This window comes from Trichothermofontia sp. (assembly GCF_053493415.1).
In genome coordinates, this window is record NZ_JBRCAD010000158.1 from 60,283 (window position 1) to 76,944 (window position 16,662).

Here is a 16,662-nt window from a genome sequence, read left to right on the forward strand (position 1 = left end):
GAGTCGATAGACCAAGCTAGATTAGAATCTCAGGTTTTGGAACCCGCCGTCAATCAATTTGTTTGGCAATCTATATGAGACGCTTTATAGCCCCAATTACGGAGTCTATAGGCGTGAGAAGATGCGCGATCGCATCGCCGCCAACCGTTCGATTTTAGGGCAGCAATTCCGATACCGAGTCTCACCTCTAAGTTTTAGTGTTCTTCACCTTCGTGGTGTTCACCTTCAAGGGCTTCACCGATATAAACCGAGGCCAGAGTTGCAAAGATCAATGCTTGAATTGCACTGGTAAACAACCCCAGGAACATCATCGGCAAGGGCACAAACAGGGGAACTAGGAGGACAAAGACCCCCACGACCAATTCATCTGCGAGGATATTGCCAAAAAGACGGAAGCTCAGGGAAAGGGGCTTCGTGAAGTCTTCAATGACCTTGAACGGCAGCATAATTGGGATGGGTTCCACATAATGTGCGAAATATCCCAAGCCTCGTTTCTTAAAGCCTGCATAAAAATAGGCCAGTGAGGTCAACAGGGCAAAGGCAACCGTGGTGTTGATATTAGCAGTGGGCGCACCCAGTTCCCCCGCCGGGAGGTGAATGAGCTTCCAGGGCACGAGGGCACCGGACCAGTTGGAGACAAAGATGAACAGGAACAGCGTCCCCACAAAGGGAACCCAGGGCCGATACTCTTTTTCGCCAATTTGATCGCGGGCAATGCCCCGTACAAACTCAAGCACATACTCCATCAGGTTCTGCACACCCGTCGGAACCCGTTGGACATTGCGGGTGGCCGCTAGGGTGAGGACCAGCAGCACGGCAATCACAAACCAGGAGGTTAGAAACACCTCACCGTGCAGCTTCAAATTGCCCACCTGCCAGTAAAAGTGTTTGCCCACCTCTAAGGAGGCCAAGGGCAACCCAGTTAACTGAGTAAGAGCGTAAGGTATATCCATTCAGGGATTCTCTAACGTTAGCTCATTGCGATAGCTCCATGCGATCGTCACGACTCCCCCGATGACGGGTCCGATTTGGGCCGCGTATCCGTGAGATAGGTTGACCAGATCACATAGACAATCAGGGCCACTTTATAGGTCAGGAATCCTAAAAAAACCGACATCACCTGTAGCTGATTCCATTGGGTTGCAACTATAATCAACCCAGCAACTAGAGCCAAACGGGTACTGCCTAGGCGTTTTTTAGACCGACCTAACTGTTCGACATCCCGCGCCAGCAACCGCAGGTACACCACCCCGGTGCAAGCCCCAATCAAATAGTTAAGAGCCAGATTCAGGGAGTAGGTGAGCCAAACGGTGACGAAAATAATCCCCGTGAATGCAAGGGTCCAGGTCAGTAAAGCCTGACACAGTTGATAGTACTCTTGCATCGAGGCGTTGGGTTCCGGCGATAGCTCAACGGTGGCCGCTGAGGGGTCCCGCCGGAGGAGGGAAGTTAGCTGGTTCGCAAGGGGCACGGGATGACCGAATTTGAGCGAAAAACATGGCTTGACTGCTTGCAAGCCAGTGGCAATTGTACCACGCAGCGTTAACCCTTTTTTTACGATCGTCCCCCGATCGCATACTGGATTCGCAGATGGGATAGCCGTCTCGGCTGTCTGTCTTGTGGGATAACCGTCTCGGCTGTTGTCTGTCTTGTGGGATCGCTTTGCTCAGCTGCCGGAGTGGCAGGCAGGATGCCTACCCCACAACTGCTTTTTGATCGACTGTTTTGATCGACTGTCGGGATCGCTTTGCTCGGCTGCCGGAGTGGCAGGCAGGATGCCTACCCCACAACTGCTTTTTGATCGACCGAGACGACTGGGCCAGGGGGCTGAGTTCAATGAAAGCCGCGATCGCCGGAGCGGCTGCCAGTCCAGTACACCTATTCCCAACGTTCATAGTTCGTAGTAACGACTTTAGTCGTTAGGAGCATCGTGCTGCGGACCCTAAGCCGGGGGGGTCAGCAGAATTAATTGTTGCGCTTGCAAGTGACGGACTTGGTTGAGATCCAGAGGGGCGATCGCCAGCAATTGAGCAACCGTCTTACCATCCGTGTTTGCGTCGCAGGCTTGTAAAAAAGCAAACTCAGGATCGGTTAATTGAACAATTTGGTAGTCGTAGTTAAAGAGGCATTGGCTGGGCCAGCCGTCCATACAGGGGTTACGATCGGGGATCGCCGCCAGGAGTTCGGCGTCATCGGTCCAGGAATGGTGGGGGAGGGGTTCCCGGCCCAGGAAAAATTCGTAGTGGGCTACGTCGGTATCGAGGAGTTCAATTAACCGATAGCGTTGGCGTGGGGTGAGGTGTGCGGCCCGTTCGAGGGCAGCGGGGGCTTGGCCAAGGAGGCGATCGAGTTGCCAAAACCCAGGATTGGAGAAGCCGAGAAATTTCAGACCAGACGCATCGATCAGTTCAAATAGGGTGTCGATCGTGTAGTCCACTTCCTGGGGATGGAGGTACATATCCGCGAAACAGGCATCCCGTTGGTTTTCCAGCGACCAGCGTTCCTGTTCCCGTTTGCGGATGCGATTATTTTCTGGCAAGGCGGCAAAAATTTGACGACCGAGTTCAACCCCAGCGGTGTAGTCGCCGCGATCGGGACCTTGCAGAAGGGCGATCGCCTGTTGCATGAGGCGAATTTCCCAGCGACCCAGTTCCCCATAGACGAAGATATGCATCAAGCCACCGGGGGCCAGCTTCGGTGCCAGGGCTTGGATACCGCGAATCGGGTCCGGCAGGTGGTGGAGAACCCCAACACAATTAATCAGATCAAACTGACCGGGCACTTGGGCAATGTCGTAGAGGCTGAGGTGCTGGAACTCGACATGGGTTGCCCCCGACTTTTGGCAGCGTTCTTGGGCAACCTGGAGTGCCCCGGCACTGAGATCAACCGCCACAATTTCCGCCTGGGGATTCAGATGGGCGAGATATTCCGTGCCAACACCTGTCCCACAGCCCGCATCCAGGATACGGATTTTCTCCGTGGCGGGTTTACGCCCAGTACAAAACCCATAGGCAGCCAACCATTGCCAACGCCAGTTGTAACCGGGAGGTGGCTCATCCAGCAAGGGTTCCGGCGGGAAAGGATAGGTGTTGTAGAGGCTGGCAACGGCGGCACTGACGGCTTGCGGATCGGACATGGAAGGACAGCGATCGGGAACCCCCCTAGTCTATCAGGAAGGGTTACTCTACCCCCTGAAATCCCCACTCTCCTTAGCCTACGATGCAACTGCTGGTTCTCCCCAAACGGCAAACCCCACGCCTTGCCCAGGAACTTATTACCCAGGCTGAAAGCAGCCCCACCTTTCCCCTAGCAATGATCCTAGAATTGATCATTACCATCATGGTCTACAAGTTCCCCGAACTCAGCCCAGCGGAAATCCACCAGATGCTCAAAATCGCCAGTTCTGCTCAAGAAACCCGCTATTACCAGGAAGCTAGGGAAGCTGGATTACAGGAAGGTCGCCAGGAAGGTCGCCAGGAAGGTGAACGATCGCTAATCCTGCGCCAACTCCAACGCCGCTTTGGCCCCTTACCAGAAGCCGCACGATCGCGCATTGACAGTCTCACCCTACAACAACTGGACAGTCTGGGTGATGCCCTGCTGGATTTTCAATCCCTGGCCGATCTCGCAACCTGGTTGCAAGCAATGGGCTAAGCGCAACCGGATGATCGCGTCAGGCGGGACAGTCCCATATCCGGGACTTGCCTTAAAATTAATCCTGTTTCCTATAATTTATTTGCCCCCTGTCTATAATTTATTTCCCCTGCCTCAGTCTCTGTAGCATAAATGTAATTCTTGATACACTAATTAACCCTGTCTTGGTTGCCTTTCCGTAGAATTAGGGAGCACTCAATTAGCCATTTCCAGTTAAAGTATGATCAGAGGGTTAATTTACGACGATCGCCTTCACATCGGGAGGCACACGATTGGATAGTCAAGGACTGCTCGAACAAGATAACCATTTGCTTCAAGAACTCATGCGCCTCCGCCAGGAGATTCGCCAACTACAGGCTGAGATCCAGGATTTGCATATTGCCCTCTCGACAACAGCTGAACATGGCGATTTGATTGAAGCACAACTGTACGAGACGAACCAGCAATTACAGGCAGAAATCTCAGTACGCCAGAAAGCTGAGGCTATGCTCTATACGTTACTTGATGTCATTTCACGGGAGAAAAGTGACCTCGAAATTATTGTACAAACCATTATGGAACATGGGGATGTGGTGGACACCCAGTGGTCGAGAAAACTGGCTGAAATTAGCCTTTTAGCCGCATCAGATGGCTTAACCCAAATTCCTAATCGTCGGCATTTTGATCAGCATTTAGCTCAGCAATGGCGGCAAATGGCACGGGAACAGAAACCCTTAGCGATCTTGCTATGTGATATCGATTACTTCAAACAATACAATGATGCCTATGGACACTTGGGCGGGGATGACTGTTTAAAACTAGTCGCCCAGGCGCTTTCTCATCATGCTCGACGGCCCTACGATCTGGTCGCTCGCTATGGGGGAGAGGAGTTTGCGGTGATTTTGCCGGGAACTGACTGGGAAGGTGCGATCGAGGTAGCCCAGCGGCTGAAAACAGCCATTGCCAAGCTTCAGATTCCCCACTCTGCTTCTAGGGTTGCGGCCTATGTCACGGTCAGTATTGGAGTTGCCAGTATGATCCCCAGTCCGAATTTGTTGCCGACTCACCTGATCACGATCGCCGATCGCAACTTATATCTGGCCAAGCACCAGGGCCGCGATCGTATCGTTCCCGCTCAGGTAGACTGAGGCTGGAGGGGTTCGTAGGCGGGACAGTAGCCTTCCGGACTAACCTTAAAGCGATATAGCGGCGACGTCGGGTTGCCACAGCGTTGGTTGTGGTAGTGATAGCAGATCGCGCAGCATTCGGTGACCGGGAGGGGGTGTTCTTCCCAGCGGTTGAGGATCTCCCGTTGGGAGAGACCCCGTAGAACCAGCTCTTCCCCTTGCCAGCGCACGGCAATCAGCCCCGTATCCGCAAACCGTTGCCAGCGGGGATCGGCAATAATGTTGGCCGGCAGAATCACACTGACAGCGGTGTCGGACTCAATGACTTCACCCTCATAGCCACTGTCCGATGTTATCGGACGCAGGAAGGTTTCCCCGATGGGTAACTCCACCCGTGTACCCGCTGCTGGGGAGTGCAATTGGTAGCGGCTTTGGAGTTCTTCTAGATTGGTGAGGTCGGCTAAATAGACAGGAGAACCGTGAATAAAGACGATGTGCTGGGGGCGAAGGTTATGAATGAGTTGCATGGTTCCTGCCCCGTCACAATGATCGGCGAGTAAATAAGACTCCATGAACCACGTATCAGGCAACCCCGTTGGTTGGCGAATGGTTAAATCCGGTCGGTGATCTGGTTGCTCCGAGAGCAGGACTAACCAGGGATGATCCGTGTCGGTCACGTAGGTGTGCCAGTCGATCGTGAGATCGGTCAGAACAATACAGGGCACTTGGCCGACCTGGTTGCGGTTTGCAGGGTGTAGGCGACGGACACGGGGGCGAATGCGATCGTCCCAAAACAGGGGTTGGTGGCGGGCAAAGTTCTGCACATTACTGGGCAAGTAGGGTAGGAGATCCAGGTAGGCATCACAGCCGATCGCGACTTGACCATCCACCCAAATATCCAGGTCCCGCCCGGTAAACAGGTGGTGACTGCGTAGGAGCATGAGTAAATCCTGCCCCAGCCCCAACATCGGGACAGGCATTAGGATCGAGCAGCCCTCATTGAGTCCTCGGTGAATGCGCTCAGCCAGTTGATTTTCCTGTTGGCGACGCCGGGGATGGCGAGCACTGCCGTAGGTGCCTTCCAGGATCAGCACATCGGGTTTGAGACCCCGCAGCTCTTCCAGCGGTAACCCTTCTACCAAGCGGGTGCTGGAGAGGAAAAAGTCACCCGTATAAAACAAACGGTAGGTGCGTTTCGGGGGACCAGGAACGTCGGGGTGTTCTGCTGGGGGGGTATAGGACAGGAGAATCGCTGCTGCCCCTGGCAGGTGACCCGCAGGCCACAGTTCGGCAGTCAGGCCATCGTGAACTTTCAGCGGCGATCGCCAGGGGAGCGGTTGCCAAAAGGGCGGCACCTTTTGCCGCTCTGGGGTTAACCAGTTCAGGGCAAGTAGTTGGGCGGTGGCCTCGCTGGTGTAGATCGGGACCTGGGGCAGGGTGTGGTGTAGGGTAAGGAGCGATCGGGCGTGATCGGGATGGGCGTGGCTGCACAGAATCAGATCGATCGGGGGCGGCGTGTTGGGGGCAGCCCCCAGGTGAAGCGAGTTGGTTAGGCCCTGGAGATCGGCGAGTCCGCAATCCAGGAGAATACGATAGGGACCCATCTTAACCCCAAGACAGATCCCCTCCCCCGCCCGACCAGCGCCATAGGGTATACACTCGATTTCCATGCCTGTGCTTGCTTATCAACCATCAGCCCCTAGCAGTCACCCCGGTGCCAGCAAAGGCCAATGGTTGGATTGCGGAGCACTAGTGGGCAGAGCCGTTGCCGTGGTAGTTGTCAGTGTCATAAAACCCGTTGCGGGTGCCAAAAAACAGGCAGGCGACGGTGAACAGGACTGTCAATACCACTAGAATCAATTTAACGTCCATTGGGTTTAATTTCCTCACACAGATAAAAATACAAGGATCGATTCACTTGCTTGGCACCACCCCAAATTCTAGCAAGTCTGTTAGCTAGGATTAAGTCCCAAGGCTGACTGGGTGCGATCGGTTCCTCACCTCAGCCGGTAGCCCCTAGCTGCCCTGTGTTTAAACCCAGTCTTCGCGTTGATTCGTTCGTTGACGATAGACTTGGGAATTGGCGTGAATCTGTCGGGTCTGACGAAAAAGGTCCACCTCAGTCAGTTGCCAACGCTCCAGGAGGCGATCGAGGTCGGCTTGGATATCGCGGGCACCGGGGAAGCCTTGGTAGCGAATCCGCAACCGGGCTAATTCAGCCAGGTTAAGGTCGGTGGCCGTTTCCTGAAGCAGCCGATCGATAATTTGACGATCGCTTTGCCAGAGGGGATGTTGTTGATCTTTGGATGCTTGGTCAGACATTGAACGGGTGACTCGTCAAACAATTAACCAGGACTATTAGGCTTAGGGTTAGGCTGGGGGCAACAACAGAGCATTGCACCCATATTGCACCAATGGCTCAAGGACTGGACGGCGGTTCGATTACCTTAGGCAGGGTAAAGTAAAATACCGTCCCCAGGCCCGGTTCCGACTCCGCGAAGATTTTGCCACCGTGACCTTTAACAATTTTTTTACAGGTGGCAAGGCCAATGCCAGTACCAGCATAGTTCTGGGCTGTCTTCAGGCGCTTAAAGGCTTGAAAAATGTCCTTCAGGCTGTCAGCGGGAATGCCAATGCCATTATCACGGATTCCAAATAACCAACAATCTACTTGTTCAGTAACCGAAATCTCAATCTGGGGTAGGATATCGGGTCGCGTAAATTTTAAGGCATTACCAATAAGATTTTGGAAGAGACGAACTAATTGGGTTTCATTACCATACACTAGGGGCAGCTCATTAAAGGTGATATCGGCTTTTTTCTCAGCAATTAGAATTTCTAAGTTGGCCAGGGCTTGGTAAAGGACTAGCTTCGAGTCTACGGCGGTTAAGGTAAGATCGACTTGGCCAACCTGGGCATAGGCCAATAAATCCTGAATAAGGCGCTGCATCCGCTTACCCGCTTCAAAGATGCGATCGATGTATTGAAGAACGCCAGTATCCAGTTCTCCCTGGTATTTCATTTGGATCAGGCCAATGAAGCCGGTAATACTTTGTAACGGTTGCTGCAAATCATGGGAAACAGCATAGGCAAACTGCTCTAATTCTTGATTAGAAATCATGAGAGCATGATTTAACTGTTGCAATTTTTGATTATGTTCCGCAAGTTCTTTTTGTAATTTACGAAGACGCAGTTGCATTTCAATGCGAGCCAATACTTCTTCAGTTTGGAAAGGCTTTGTAATATAATCTACTCCACCCACGCCAAAAGCTTTGACTTTGTCTAAGACATCATCTAGCGCACTGAGAAAAATGACTGGAACGGCTTTTGTCGATTCATGGGTCTTGAGATGCTGGCAAACTTCATAACCATCCATCTCTGGCATCCGAATATCCAAGAGAATCAGATCCGGTGGATCGGCTTGGGCTGAGGCTAGGGCCATTTGGCCATTGATGGCTTTACGAATTTCGTAGCCACGTTGGGATAACAGTTTTGATAACAGGCGTAGATTATCCGGCGTATCATCAACAATAAGAATACTTGATTCCGATAGTTCGTTAATAGGACTGTCCATAGCTTAGCGGTTTTTATTATAAGGATAATGAATGAATGCACGCAGGTCAGCTCGTCAGTGCCGGATTGGTAGGGGGGTGATCCCCAATCACACCGTCCTGAGTGTTGCTCCTGGTTACTGCTTCGTACTGTCTCGGCTACTACAGTCATTATCCTACTATCGCGATCGTCCTTATCTCAAGAGGATCACTGAGATTCCGAGTAACTAAATTAGCTAGGACGCAGGATCAGGTACAGAATATCTTCCTAATTTAAACCTTTTCCAGCCTAGCCCAGTCTGAAACAATAGGCAGTACACAACAGGGGGCTTGTATCCGTGTTTAGTAGCGCAGTCTCAAGCGATTCTCGTTCAGAGCCGTTTCGGGATTGGCAAAATCTAAAGTGGGCTTCTGGCCCGGTGCGGGGTGTTTTTCAGCCAGCAAGGATTGTGACGTTCAGTTCCTCCGAGCCGCGATCTGATGGTGAACTGGTGCAACGGTGTCTTCAGGGGCAACCGAGGGAGTTCCGTCAGCTTTATCGGCGCTATCAGTCGCGGGTACGATCGACGCTGTACCAATTGTGTGGAGCAGCCGGGTTAGACGATCTGGTTCAGGAAGTTTTCCTCAAAGCCTGGAAAGGGTTGCCCAAGCTCAAACAACCGGAGCAGTTTTCCCAGTGGCTTTACCGCATTGCGTGGAATGTGGCAATGGATCAGCGCCGGACCTATGCCCGCGATCGCAACCAACTACAAACCCTGGGTGAATTATTGGATACTTCCCCCCCAGATGTGGCCTTAACCCACCTCCATTACCAGGATTTAGTACAACAGGGCTTGGCGCAGTTAAGCCTTGATCACCGAGCCGTCCTAGTGCTTCACGACCTGGAGGAGCTTCCCCAAAAGGAGGTGGCCAGTATCCTGGAGATTCCTGTGGGGACCGTCAAATCGCGCCTGTTCCATGCCCGTGCCCAGATGCGGCAATTTCTCCAGCAGCAAGGAGTCCAACTATGACACCTGACGATCGCCCCTTGGTTCAATTTCTCCGCCAGTACCGCCCGCCTGCCCCCCCGGCAGCGATTAACCTGGAGGATCGCCTGATGGCTGCCCTCACCACAACCGACTGGGAAAGTGATGAGGATACGGATACCCATTGGACAGCGGATACTGCACCCCCCTGGGTGACGCCGAGTGCCCCGGCGTCGCGATCGCGACCTTGGGCACGCCAATCCCGACGGTGGCTCATGGCCGGGACGGCCCTCACTGCCAGTGTGATCGCCGCTTGGAGTGGACAAAGGCTTTGGCGGCTGGCTCAAGCGCCTAGCCCCACAGAATTAGCGGAAATTGAGCAATTCATGGAGCAAAGCTGGCAGGGCACCGTCGTGAGTGCTACCACAGATGTGTATAATCCCTTTTGGCCAGAGGTGGACTTTGAATAGTGGCGGCTTAAAAAGAGCATACCCTTAGTTGTTAGTTATATAGATATTGAGATATTGAACCAGTGGCGGCGGGAAATGCCATCCAATTGAGCTGGATCTTGATCATCGTTGCGTGGTAGGGGACTGCGCCGGGAGAGATAATTTATGAAGCGTTTTCAGTGGCTGTTAATTGCGATCGCGTTTGGATTAGGCAGCGCGATCGTTCTGACCGATGGCGGTTGGGGTACGAAGGTCGCGAGGGGGCCTGATCTGGGCAGGAACCTTGCCTATGCCCAGGCAAGTCCACCGCAGATGGCCCAAGCACAAACATCCGAACGACTCTTCCAAGCGTTGGATTTGACCCCGGCCCAAATTCGCGAGATCCGAGCCATCCAACAGCGCTATGCCCCCCAACTAACCCAGGGCCGACAGGCATTGCGGCAAGCTCACCAGGAATTAAGCCGCCTGATGGCGACAGGGACCTCCAATGAGCAAATTCGGGCTAAATTTCGACAGGTTCAGCAACTCAGACAACAACAAGCCGCAACCCATTTTGAAAGCCTGCTGGCCATGCGATCGGTGTTGACGCCCTCCCAACGCCGCAAGTTTGCAGAACTCATGCAAGAGCGCCAAGGTGCTCCCCGTCGTCCCCACGGTGAACGCTCCCTGCTGAAGCGCTGAGAAGGCGCGATCGGCAATCATGTGTCAGGGGTTCAGCCGCGATCGATTGACTTAAATCCGCAAGAAACTACATAGTTGAACGCATAACTTAAATACACTTTTTAATAAAATCTTAAGATTGCTAACGGAATTCCAGCACTTGCTAAGAGATCTCTTATCCTATAGGCAGGGTTTCTCTAGATATTTTGTCTGGATTAGGGATCGATTTGTTATCTGTGTCAGAGAGGTCAGCTAGGTTAGTGAATTGACTAGGTAAACTTTACGGTTTTCCTTATTGCCTATTGGTCAGGTACGAATGTTTCCGGCACCTCCTATGCTATATATGACTACGCTACGCCACCTGCTGTTATCGCTCATCCTGACGAGTCTATTTTGCTTTGGGATACCGTTAGTCCTACTAGGAACTTTACTGATCTTATTATTGGGGTTACAAACCTTACCTGGCATGGGCGCGATCGCGGCGCGAGGGTTTAGCCAAATTTTACAATTTTTAAATATTTTTGGCAATGGTAATATTTGGGAAGGGTTCTGGGTGATCGGTCTCAGTTGGAGTTTAGTGGGTGTGCTGTTTGATCTCTATATTTTCTATCAGTATCAAACGGGTGAGGGAACGAGTCACCAATCGCGGCAGCACTGGTTGCCGATAGCCCGTGATCACTAGCTGCGTGAGGTGAGACCGGACTGTGGATACCTACTACCAGCCCCAAGATTTGGCCCGTTTCGCGGAGGTGGGGGAGGATGCCCCAGCGCTCTGGCAAGCCTTTATGGGTTGGTATGGACCCGTATTTGCCGAAGGTGCCCTCACGGAACGGGAGAAGGCGCTAATTGCCCTGGCGGTTTCCCATGTGGTCCAGTGTCCCTATTGCATTGATGCCTATACGACGACCTGCCTGGAGAAGGGGGCGGATCTGGAGCAAATGACGGAGGCAATCCACGTGGCAGCAGCGATTCGGGGGGGCGCAACCCTGGTGCATGGGGTGCAAATGCGCAATACAGCCCAGCGCATTTCGATGTAGCCTCAGAAAATTGGAAAGTGGTCAGGTGGGGTTAGGCATCCTGCCTGCCCTTAAGACAACGGAACTGTTGTTGAGATTGTGGGTCGATCACCAGGATAATTTTCAACACAGACTCACTTTGGTGGGTCACACGGTCTACTTTGGCCCAATAGACAGCCCCGGTGGATAGGCTTTTCTCACCCGCAGGCAATTGCGTTGATCGGGCAGGCGGCCATACTCTAGCTGATCTGCTAGGGAGTCCATGATCATCAATCCCCGCCCCCCATCGGCATACAGGTCATGACGGGATTGAATCTCCATCAACTTTTGCTGTAGGTCAAACGGTGGACCCTGATCCCAGATGCAAATTTCCAATGCCTGCGGGCCTAAGGTGACCGCGATCGTCACCAGGGTTTCGCGGGGATACCCCCGATGCGCATGGCGCACGGCATTCGTAAAGCCTTCAGCCAGGATCGTTTTGCATTGCACCCAGAAATGATCCCACACCGGGCCACCCATACTCGGCAGAAGGAGGTGATCAAACCAAATCAGCACATGATCCAACGCCGTCAGGTCACTGCCAATTTGTAACTGACTTAACTGATCAATGGCGGCGGCGTTAACTGATGTAGATTGGCTGTTCTCGATCAATTCGCGTACCAGATGGCATCATCAGAGGTTTAAAATAGGAAACATCAGCCCATTTACTAGGCAGTTAACCCCGATCGTCAGCCGGTTGGCAATTGTTGACTCATTGCCTGTTCAAAGGCCGTGCGATCGGGAAAAATTTTGAACACCCGATCCATGCTAGTCAATTCTAAGAGCATTTTAACTTGATCATTGAGCGCACAAATCGCCAGTAGACAATTGGCCGATCGGGCCAGCTTCAGACAGGAGACCAATGCCCCCAAACCAGAACTATCCACAAAGGTAACCTGACCAAGATCGACCAGGATAGCGCTCACCCCTCCTTTGACCATCGCACTTACCTCCTCGCGCACTTGACTGCCCATACTACTGTCAAGCACACCGGATGGTTCAATCACTTGCATCGGGGAGACCATACAATCCCAATAGTAATTATCTACACTTTATCTGCATTGGTTGGCCGACACACCCTCTACAAAGGTAGCAGAACTACCCGTGTCACCCCAGTAAATCGTTTCCTCATAAATGTGTCAAGGGTTGTGTGTTAGGAGGACCTGATAGAAAACAGTCAACTTCAGGCATCAAGGCAGTCGTGACTCAGCCCGATTCCCACGCGTGGCCGCAATTTTTTGATTGAGAACTTCCAGGGCACGAGCAAATTGGGGGTCATCCAACGTGCCGATCTTGGCCCCCCCATCCCGGGAGAGGGCTTCGATTTGGGCTTCCGTCAGTTCTATCTCAATATCGGGTTTGATGCCGGCCTTATTGATGTCATTGCCATCGGGGGTAAAGTATTTGGCGATCGTTACCGCTAGCCCAGAACCGTCACCCAGGGGACGCACTGATTGCACCAGCCCTTTCCCAAAGGTCTTTGTCCCCACCAGGACGGCGCGATCGTGGTCCTGTAGGGCACCCGATAGGATCTCGCTGGCACTGGCCGAGCCACCATTGACCAGGACAACCAGGGGTTTATTGGTCAATTGGGAGTTATTAGCCCGTTGATGGTCCGTACTCCCAACACGGCTGACGGTCGAAACGATCTCACCTTCCTTCAGCCAAAGACGGGCAATACTAATACTGGCCTGGAGCAAGCCCCCCGGATTCGATCGCAGGTCAAGGATATAGCCATTGACCTGTTGCCGCTCCAACTCTTGGATGGCTTCGCGCATTTCCTTAGGAGCGAGGGAGCTAAATTGCACCAGACGAATGTAGCCAACCTTCCCCGCTGGCCCTTCGCGTAGGCTATAACGTACCGGGTGAATCTCAATGCGTGCCCGTTTCAGGGGGAAGACCAGTTCTTGCTCGCCACGCTGCACCGTCAGGACCACTTCCGTTCCCACGCGTCCCCGGATCAGGTTGACAGCCTGGTTAACGTCCATACCCTCGGTACTTTTGTCATCAATTTTGCTGATCACGTCCTTGGGCAGAATTCCCGCTTGGGCCGCCGGGGTATCCTCGATCGGGGAAACCACAATTAGCTTTTTCGTCTCCTCATCCTGGGCCAATTGAATCCCCACCCCGGTCAACTCACCGGAGGTATCCACCTGCATATTGCGGAACTCATCGGGGTCCATGAAGCGGGTATAGGGATCATCGAGCTTCCCCAGCATCTCCCGGATCGCATTGTAGGCCGCGCCCTGGTTAGCATAGGTCCGACTCAGGTACTCCTTGCGCAAGGCCCGCCAATCCACCTGGTTAAACGTGGCATCAACGTAGGTGCGATCGATAATCTGCCAAACCTCGTCAATCAGTTCCTTCGGGCTTTCTCGGAAAAATGCCTGACTTTTGGACAGGTGCATCCCTGCCCCCGTGACTGTAACGGCGGTTACCATGAGTGCAGTGGCACCGATCACCAGTCGATTCTTTGTAACTGTCATGGCACTTTCCCTAATGAACAGAGGCGAGGGGGTATTACGCCCAATTTAGCACAGCTAATCTTTCTGGCTACGGCAGAAGTCCAGTTTTACAGGTGTCTACTCCCCTTCTATTAAGACGCGGTAGCGAGGGGTGGTGGTTCAACCCAACGGCCATCAGCCTTGATCAATTCAATTAACGCTGCGACACCCTGATCTTCCGGAACTTTGCGAATTTCGTCGCGGCCCCGGTAGAGCGAAATATAACCCGGTTGTTTGCCCACGTAACCATAGTCGGCATCCGCCATTTCCCCTGGCCCATTGACAATGCAGCCCATAACGGCAATATTCAGCCCCGTCAGGTGTTGGGTGGCGTTGCGCACCTTATGGAGCACTTCCTCCAGGTTAAACAGGGTACGGCCACAGGAGGGACAGGCCACATATTCCACCATTGTCCGCCGGAGACCGAGGGCCTGGAGAATACTGTAGCAGACGGGGATTTCCTTTTCCGGGGCTTCCGTGAGGGAGACGCGGATGGTGTCCCCAATGCCTTCGGCCAGGAGGGTGCCAATGCCGGTAGTGGACTTGATGCGTCCATATTCCCCATCCCCGGCTTCGGTCACTCCCAGGTGGAGGGGGTAGTCCATGCCCAGGGCATCCATGCGTTGCACCATCAGGCGGTTGGCGGCAATCATCACCGGCACGCGGGAGGCTTTCAGGGAAATCGTCAGGTTACGGAAGTCGAGGGATTCACAAATCCGGATAAATTCCAGGGCAGATTCGACCATGCCTTCGGGGGTGTCGCCGTAGGTGAAGAGCATCCGTTCGGCGAGGGAGCCGTGGTTCACCCCAATGCGCATGGATTTCCCCTGATCCCGCAGGGAGACCACGAGGGGTTCCAGGGTTTGGCGAATTTTGTCGCCGATCTCGTCAAATTCCGCCTGGGTGAATTCCGTGCGATCGGTCCTGGGCTTTTCAAAGACATAGAGGCCAGGGTTAATGCGCACGTTATCCACATATTTGGCGACCTCCAGGGCAATTTTCATGCCGTTGTGGTGGACATCAGCCACAAGGGGAACATTCTGATAGGTGCTGATAAGCTTAGCCTTGATGGTTGCCATTGCCTTGGCATGGGCGAGGCTGGGCACCGTTACCCGTACCACTTCACACCCGATTTCGTGCAACCGACGAATGGCCGCAACTGACCCGTCAATGTCAAGCGTGTCCTCATTGATCATGGATTGGACAACAACGGGATGCTGGCTACCGACGAACACATCCCCGATCGGAACCGATCGCGTCGGGCGGCGGTGGATGGCGGTATCGGTAGACAGGGGGGCTGACGAGGGTAGGGTGGGTAGATTGGCGGGTAGGGGCAGGGTTTGCATAAAGCCAAGCAGAGAATAATCCTGCTTATCAGATTGCCACAAAGGGGGAACGTTGCGCCGGAAATTCCGTCAATTCAAACGCGATCGCCCATGATTGGTTAAGGCCGGGGGATCGTTAAGTAATTGCACAGCGGCAGTGTCTCAATCCTCCCTATCCTGATTACACTGTCTTCACTAAAACTACCCGAAATTTAAGGAGCATGGTTCATGTTGGGGAATACCCGCCAAACGCGTCAATCCATTAACCAAAGATGGCGTGCGATCGCCCTAGCCCTCGTGATGGGGATGGGCAGTGTCAGCTTGCTCGGTGGCTATACGCTACCCTCACAGGCCCAAGCGACTTCCCTGTCTACCCTAACCGTGCAGGACGCGGTGGGTGATCAGGTTTATGTGGGTAATCAACGGGTTAGTGTTGGCAGCGAGGTCCGTCCAGGACAAACCCTGCGGACCGATAATGCCTTGCTGGGGGTTGAGTTCAATACGGGAGCCGTGGGCCGTTTGGGACGCAATGCGGAAATGGGCTTCGAGCGCAACTGCTTCCAACTCAAACAGGGGCGGATGCTCGTCAGTGGCCCGGTGGTGGGCTGTACACCGACGGCCCAAATCAGTACCCGTAACGCGACCTATTTTCTCAGTGTGGGCGCGGATGGCCGGGAGGAACTTCAGGTTTTAGAAGGCGAGGTGAGTGTCACATCCCGCCGTCGTCCGGGGGTGGTGTTAATTAACCTCAAAGAAGGACAAGATTTGCGCCTGAGTCCCCAGGGTGAGGTAGTGACGGTGAATCGGTTGCCGCGATCGGATTACGATGTCCTCCTCCGGGATGACCTGCTGAGTGAGTTCGATCGGGCGCTTCCCCGCCTCGTGGTGGTGCGTGATCGCTATGTTGTGTTGTATCCCGGTACGACCTTCCCCCTGCGGGTGGCATCGGTACAGGTGACCACACCGGGCAGTGAGGGGTCAATTCATCCGATGGATCTGCAACGGGCGAAAAACCTGGCGCGGCAAACGGGTGAGCGCATTAATGGGGGGCTGGGGCGCTACCACGCGGAACCGGCGATGCATGGGCCTGCGGCTGAGTCGCCCTTTCGGGTGAACGATGACGGCATGGTGACCTTTAACTTTAAGGGGGGGCCACCGGGGTTTGTGACCCCGACGGTGGAAAGTGAGATCAAGGTCAATCCGGCCAATTGGACGATCGAGGTGTTGTATAACGGCCCGATTCGCTAGGTCCAATTGGCCAAGTTAGGCGAGCAGCCGATCTAGGGCAGCAAACATTAAAGTTTCGCACCGTGGGTAGTAACGACTCATGACACCATGACGACGAACCTCGACGCTTGGCTGGCGCTTTCCGTTTGTAGTGGCGACTTTAGTC

The 16,662-nt window shown here is 53.6% G+C and carries 19 protein-coding genes; 8 read left to right on the plus strand and 11 right to left on the minus strand.

Going from position 1 to position 16,662, the window contains the following annotated elements:
* Positions 1–194: 194 nt before the first annotated feature.
* The 3 genes from atpB to ACWIUF_RS13700 all read right to left on the minus strand — a co-directional run bounded on the left by atpB (position 195) and on the right by ACWIUF_RS13700 (position 3,136).
* The gene (gene atpB, locus ACWIUF_RS13690; protein ID WP_448572995.1) at positions 195–953 is read right to left on the minus strand and encodes a F0F1 ATP synthase subunit A; all 759 of its coding nucleotides are present in this window, start codon (positions 951–953) and stop codon (positions 195–197) included.
* Positions 954–1,000: 47 nt separating this feature from the next.
* Positions 1,001–1,471, minus strand: a complete 471-nt coding sequence (locus ACWIUF_RS13695; RefSeq protein ID WP_448572996.1) for an ATP synthase subunit I — start codon at positions 1,469–1,471, stop codon at positions 1,001–1,003.
* Between the two features lie 471 nt (positions 1,472–1,942).
* Positions 1,943–3,136 (minus strand): class I SAM-dependent methyltransferase, encoded by a 1,194-nt coding sequence (locus ACWIUF_RS13700; protein ID WP_448572997.1) that lies wholly within the window; start codon positions 3,134–3,136, stop codon positions 1,943–1,945.
* 83 nt (positions 3,137–3,219) lie between these two features.
* Here ACWIUF_RS13700 and ACWIUF_RS13705 point away from each other — a divergent pair, with 83 nt between their 5' ends.
* On the plus strand, positions 3,220–3,654 hold the full coding sequence (locus ACWIUF_RS13705; protein WP_448572998.1) for a DUF4351 domain-containing protein: 435 nt from the start codon (positions 3,220–3,222) through the stop codon (positions 3,652–3,654).
* Positions 3,655–3,926: 272 nt separating this feature from the next.
* A complete protein-coding gene (locus tag ACWIUF_RS13710) occupies positions 3,927–4,781 on the plus strand; it encodes a diguanylate cyclase domain-containing protein (RefSeq protein ID WP_448572999.1) in 855 nt (284 codons plus the stop codon).
* Here ACWIUF_RS13710 and ACWIUF_RS13715 read toward each other — a convergent pair.
* The 4 genes from ACWIUF_RS13715 to ACWIUF_RS13730 form a co-directional block, all read right to left on the minus strand.
* Positions 4,769–6,430, minus strand: a complete 1,662-nt coding sequence (locus tag ACWIUF_RS13715; protein WP_448573000.1) for an MBL fold metallo-hydrolase — start codon at positions 6,428–6,430, stop codon at positions 4,769–4,771. The genes ACWIUF_RS13710 and ACWIUF_RS13715 overlap by 13 nt on opposite strands.
* Positions 6,431–6,509: 79 nt before the next feature.
* A complete protein-coding gene (locus ACWIUF_RS13720; RefSeq protein ID WP_265903211.1) occupies positions 6,510–6,632 on the minus strand; it encodes a hypothetical protein in 123 nt (40 codons plus the stop codon).
* A gap of 159 nt (positions 6,633–6,791) precedes the next feature.
* Positions 6,792–7,082 (minus strand): DUF3288 family protein, encoded by a 291-nt coding sequence (locus ACWIUF_RS13725; protein WP_448573002.1) that lies wholly within the window; start codon positions 7,080–7,082, stop codon positions 6,792–6,794.
* A gap of 97 nt (positions 7,083–7,179) precedes the next feature.
* Positions 7,180–8,334, minus strand: a complete 1,155-nt coding sequence (locus ACWIUF_RS13730; RefSeq protein WP_448573003.1) for a sensor histidine kinase — start codon at positions 8,332–8,334, stop codon at positions 7,180–7,182.
* Positions 8,335–8,760: 426 nt separating this feature from the next.
* Here ACWIUF_RS13730 and ACWIUF_RS13735 point away from each other — a divergent pair, with 426 nt between their 5' ends.
* From ACWIUF_RS13735 to ACWIUF_RS13755, 5 genes are all read left to right on the plus strand, one after another.
* Positions 8,761–9,321, plus strand: a complete 561-nt coding sequence (locus ACWIUF_RS13735; protein WP_448573005.1) for a sigma-70 family RNA polymerase sigma factor — start codon at positions 8,761–8,763, stop codon at positions 9,319–9,321.
* Positions 9,318–9,746 carry a hypothetical protein gene (locus ACWIUF_RS13740; protein WP_448573006.1) on the plus strand — a complete coding sequence of 143 codons (429 nt, stop codon included), beginning with the start codon at positions 9,318–9,320 and terminating at the stop codon, positions 9,744–9,746. Before ACWIUF_RS13735 ends, ACWIUF_RS13740 begins: the two co-directional genes overlap by 4 nt.
* A gap of 144 nt (positions 9,747–9,890) precedes the next feature.
* Positions 9,891–10,406 carry a Spy/CpxP family protein refolding chaperone gene (locus tag ACWIUF_RS13745; RefSeq protein ID WP_448573007.1) on the plus strand — a complete coding sequence of 172 codons (516 nt, stop codon included), beginning with the start codon at positions 9,891–9,893 and terminating at the stop codon, positions 10,404–10,406.
* Positions 10,407–10,728: 322 nt separating this feature from the next.
* Positions 10,729–11,067, plus strand: a complete 339-nt coding sequence (locus ACWIUF_RS13750) for a hypothetical protein (RefSeq protein WP_448573009.1) — start codon at positions 10,729–10,731, stop codon at positions 11,065–11,067.
* Positions 11,068–11,089: 22 nt separating this feature from the next.
* The gene (locus tag ACWIUF_RS13755) at positions 11,090–11,422 is read left to right on the plus strand and encodes an arsenosugar biosynthesis-associated peroxidase-like protein (protein ID WP_448573011.1); all 333 of its coding nucleotides are present in this window, start codon (positions 11,090–11,092) and stop codon (positions 11,420–11,422) included.
* 135 nt (positions 11,423–11,557) lie between these two features.
* Here ACWIUF_RS13755 and ACWIUF_RS13760 read toward each other — a convergent pair whose 3' ends face one another.
* The 4 genes from ACWIUF_RS13760 to ispG form a co-directional block, all read right to left on the minus strand.
* Positions 11,558–12,052, minus strand: coding sequence for an ATP-binding protein (locus ACWIUF_RS13760; protein ID WP_448573012.1), 495 nt, complete (start codon positions 12,050–12,052; stop codon positions 11,558–11,560).
* A 77-nt stretch (positions 12,053–12,129) separates the two neighbouring features.
* Positions 12,130–12,465 carry an STAS domain-containing protein gene (locus tag ACWIUF_RS13765; protein WP_448573013.1) on the minus strand — a complete coding sequence of 112 codons (336 nt, stop codon included), beginning with the start codon at positions 12,463–12,465 and terminating at the stop codon, positions 12,130–12,132.
* Between the two features lie 165 nt (positions 12,466–12,630).
* On the minus strand, positions 12,631–13,926 hold the full coding sequence (ctpC, locus tag ACWIUF_RS13770) for a carboxyl-terminal processing protease CtpC (protein ID WP_448573014.1): 1,296 nt from the start codon (positions 13,924–13,926) through the stop codon (positions 12,631–12,633).
* 110 nt (positions 13,927–14,036) lie between these two features.
* Positions 14,037–15,290 carry a (E)-4-hydroxy-3-methylbut-2-enyl-diphosphate synthase gene (gene ispG, locus ACWIUF_RS13775; RefSeq protein WP_448573015.1) on the minus strand — a complete coding sequence of 418 codons (1,254 nt, stop codon included), beginning with the start codon at positions 15,288–15,290 and terminating at the stop codon, positions 14,037–14,039.
* Between the two features lie 207 nt (positions 15,291–15,497).
* Between ispG and ACWIUF_RS13780 the strand changes: the two genes are divergently transcribed.
* Positions 15,498–16,517, plus strand: coding sequence for a hypothetical protein (locus ACWIUF_RS13780; RefSeq protein WP_448573016.1), 1,020 nt, complete (start codon positions 15,498–15,500; stop codon positions 16,515–16,517).
* Positions 16,518–16,662: the final 145 nt, after the last annotated feature.

Coding starts and splice junctions, on each gene's coding strand:
- atpB (WP_448572995.1), bottom strand. CDS start 953: ATGGATATACCTTACGCTCTTACTCAGTTAACTGGGTTGCCCTTGGCC.
- ACWIUF_RS13700 (WP_448572997.1), bottom strand. CDS start 3,136: ATGTCCGATCCGCAAGCCGTCAGTGCCGCCGTTGCCAGCCTCTACAAC.
- ACWIUF_RS13705 (WP_448572998.1), top strand. CDS start 3,220: ATGCAACTGCTGGTTCTCCCCAAACGGCAAACCCCACGCCTTGCCCAG.
- ACWIUF_RS13715 (WP_448573000.1), bottom strand. CDS start 6,430: ATGGAAATCGAGTGTATACCCTATGGCGCTGGTCGGGCGGGGGAGGGG.
- ACWIUF_RS13720 (WP_265903211.1), bottom strand. CDS start 6,632: ATGGACGTTAAATTGATTCTAGTGGTATTGACAGTCCTGTTCACCGTC.
- ACWIUF_RS13725 (WP_448573002.1), bottom strand. CDS start 7,082: ATGTCTGACCAAGCATCCAAAGATCAACAACATCCCCTCTGGCAAAGC.
- ACWIUF_RS13730 (WP_448573003.1), bottom strand. CDS start 8,334: ATGGACAGTCCTATTAACGAACTATCGGAATCAAGTATTCTTATTGTT.
- ACWIUF_RS13740 (WP_448573006.1), top strand. CDS start 9,318: ATGACACCTGACGATCGCCCCTTGGTTCAATTTCTCCGCCAGTACCGC.
- ACWIUF_RS13745 (WP_448573007.1), top strand. CDS start 9,891: ATGAAGCGTTTTCAGTGGCTGTTAATTGCGATCGCGTTTGGATTAGGC.
- ACWIUF_RS13750 (WP_448573009.1), top strand. CDS start 10,729: ATGACTACGCTACGCCACCTGCTGTTATCGCTCATCCTGACGAGTCTA.
- ACWIUF_RS13765 (WP_448573013.1), bottom strand. CDS start 12,465: ATGGTCTCCCCGATGCAAGTGATTGAACCATCCGGTGTGCTTGACAGT.
- ctpC (WP_448573014.1), bottom strand. CDS start 13,926: ATGACAGTTACAAAGAATCGACTGGTGATCGGTGCCACTGCACTCATG.
- ispG (WP_448573015.1), bottom strand. CDS start 15,290: ATGCAAACCCTGCCCCTACCCGCCAATCTACCCACCCTACCCTCGTCA.
- ACWIUF_RS13780 (WP_448573016.1), top strand. CDS start 15,498: ATGTTGGGGAATACCCGCCAAACGCGTCAATCCATTAACCAAAGATGG.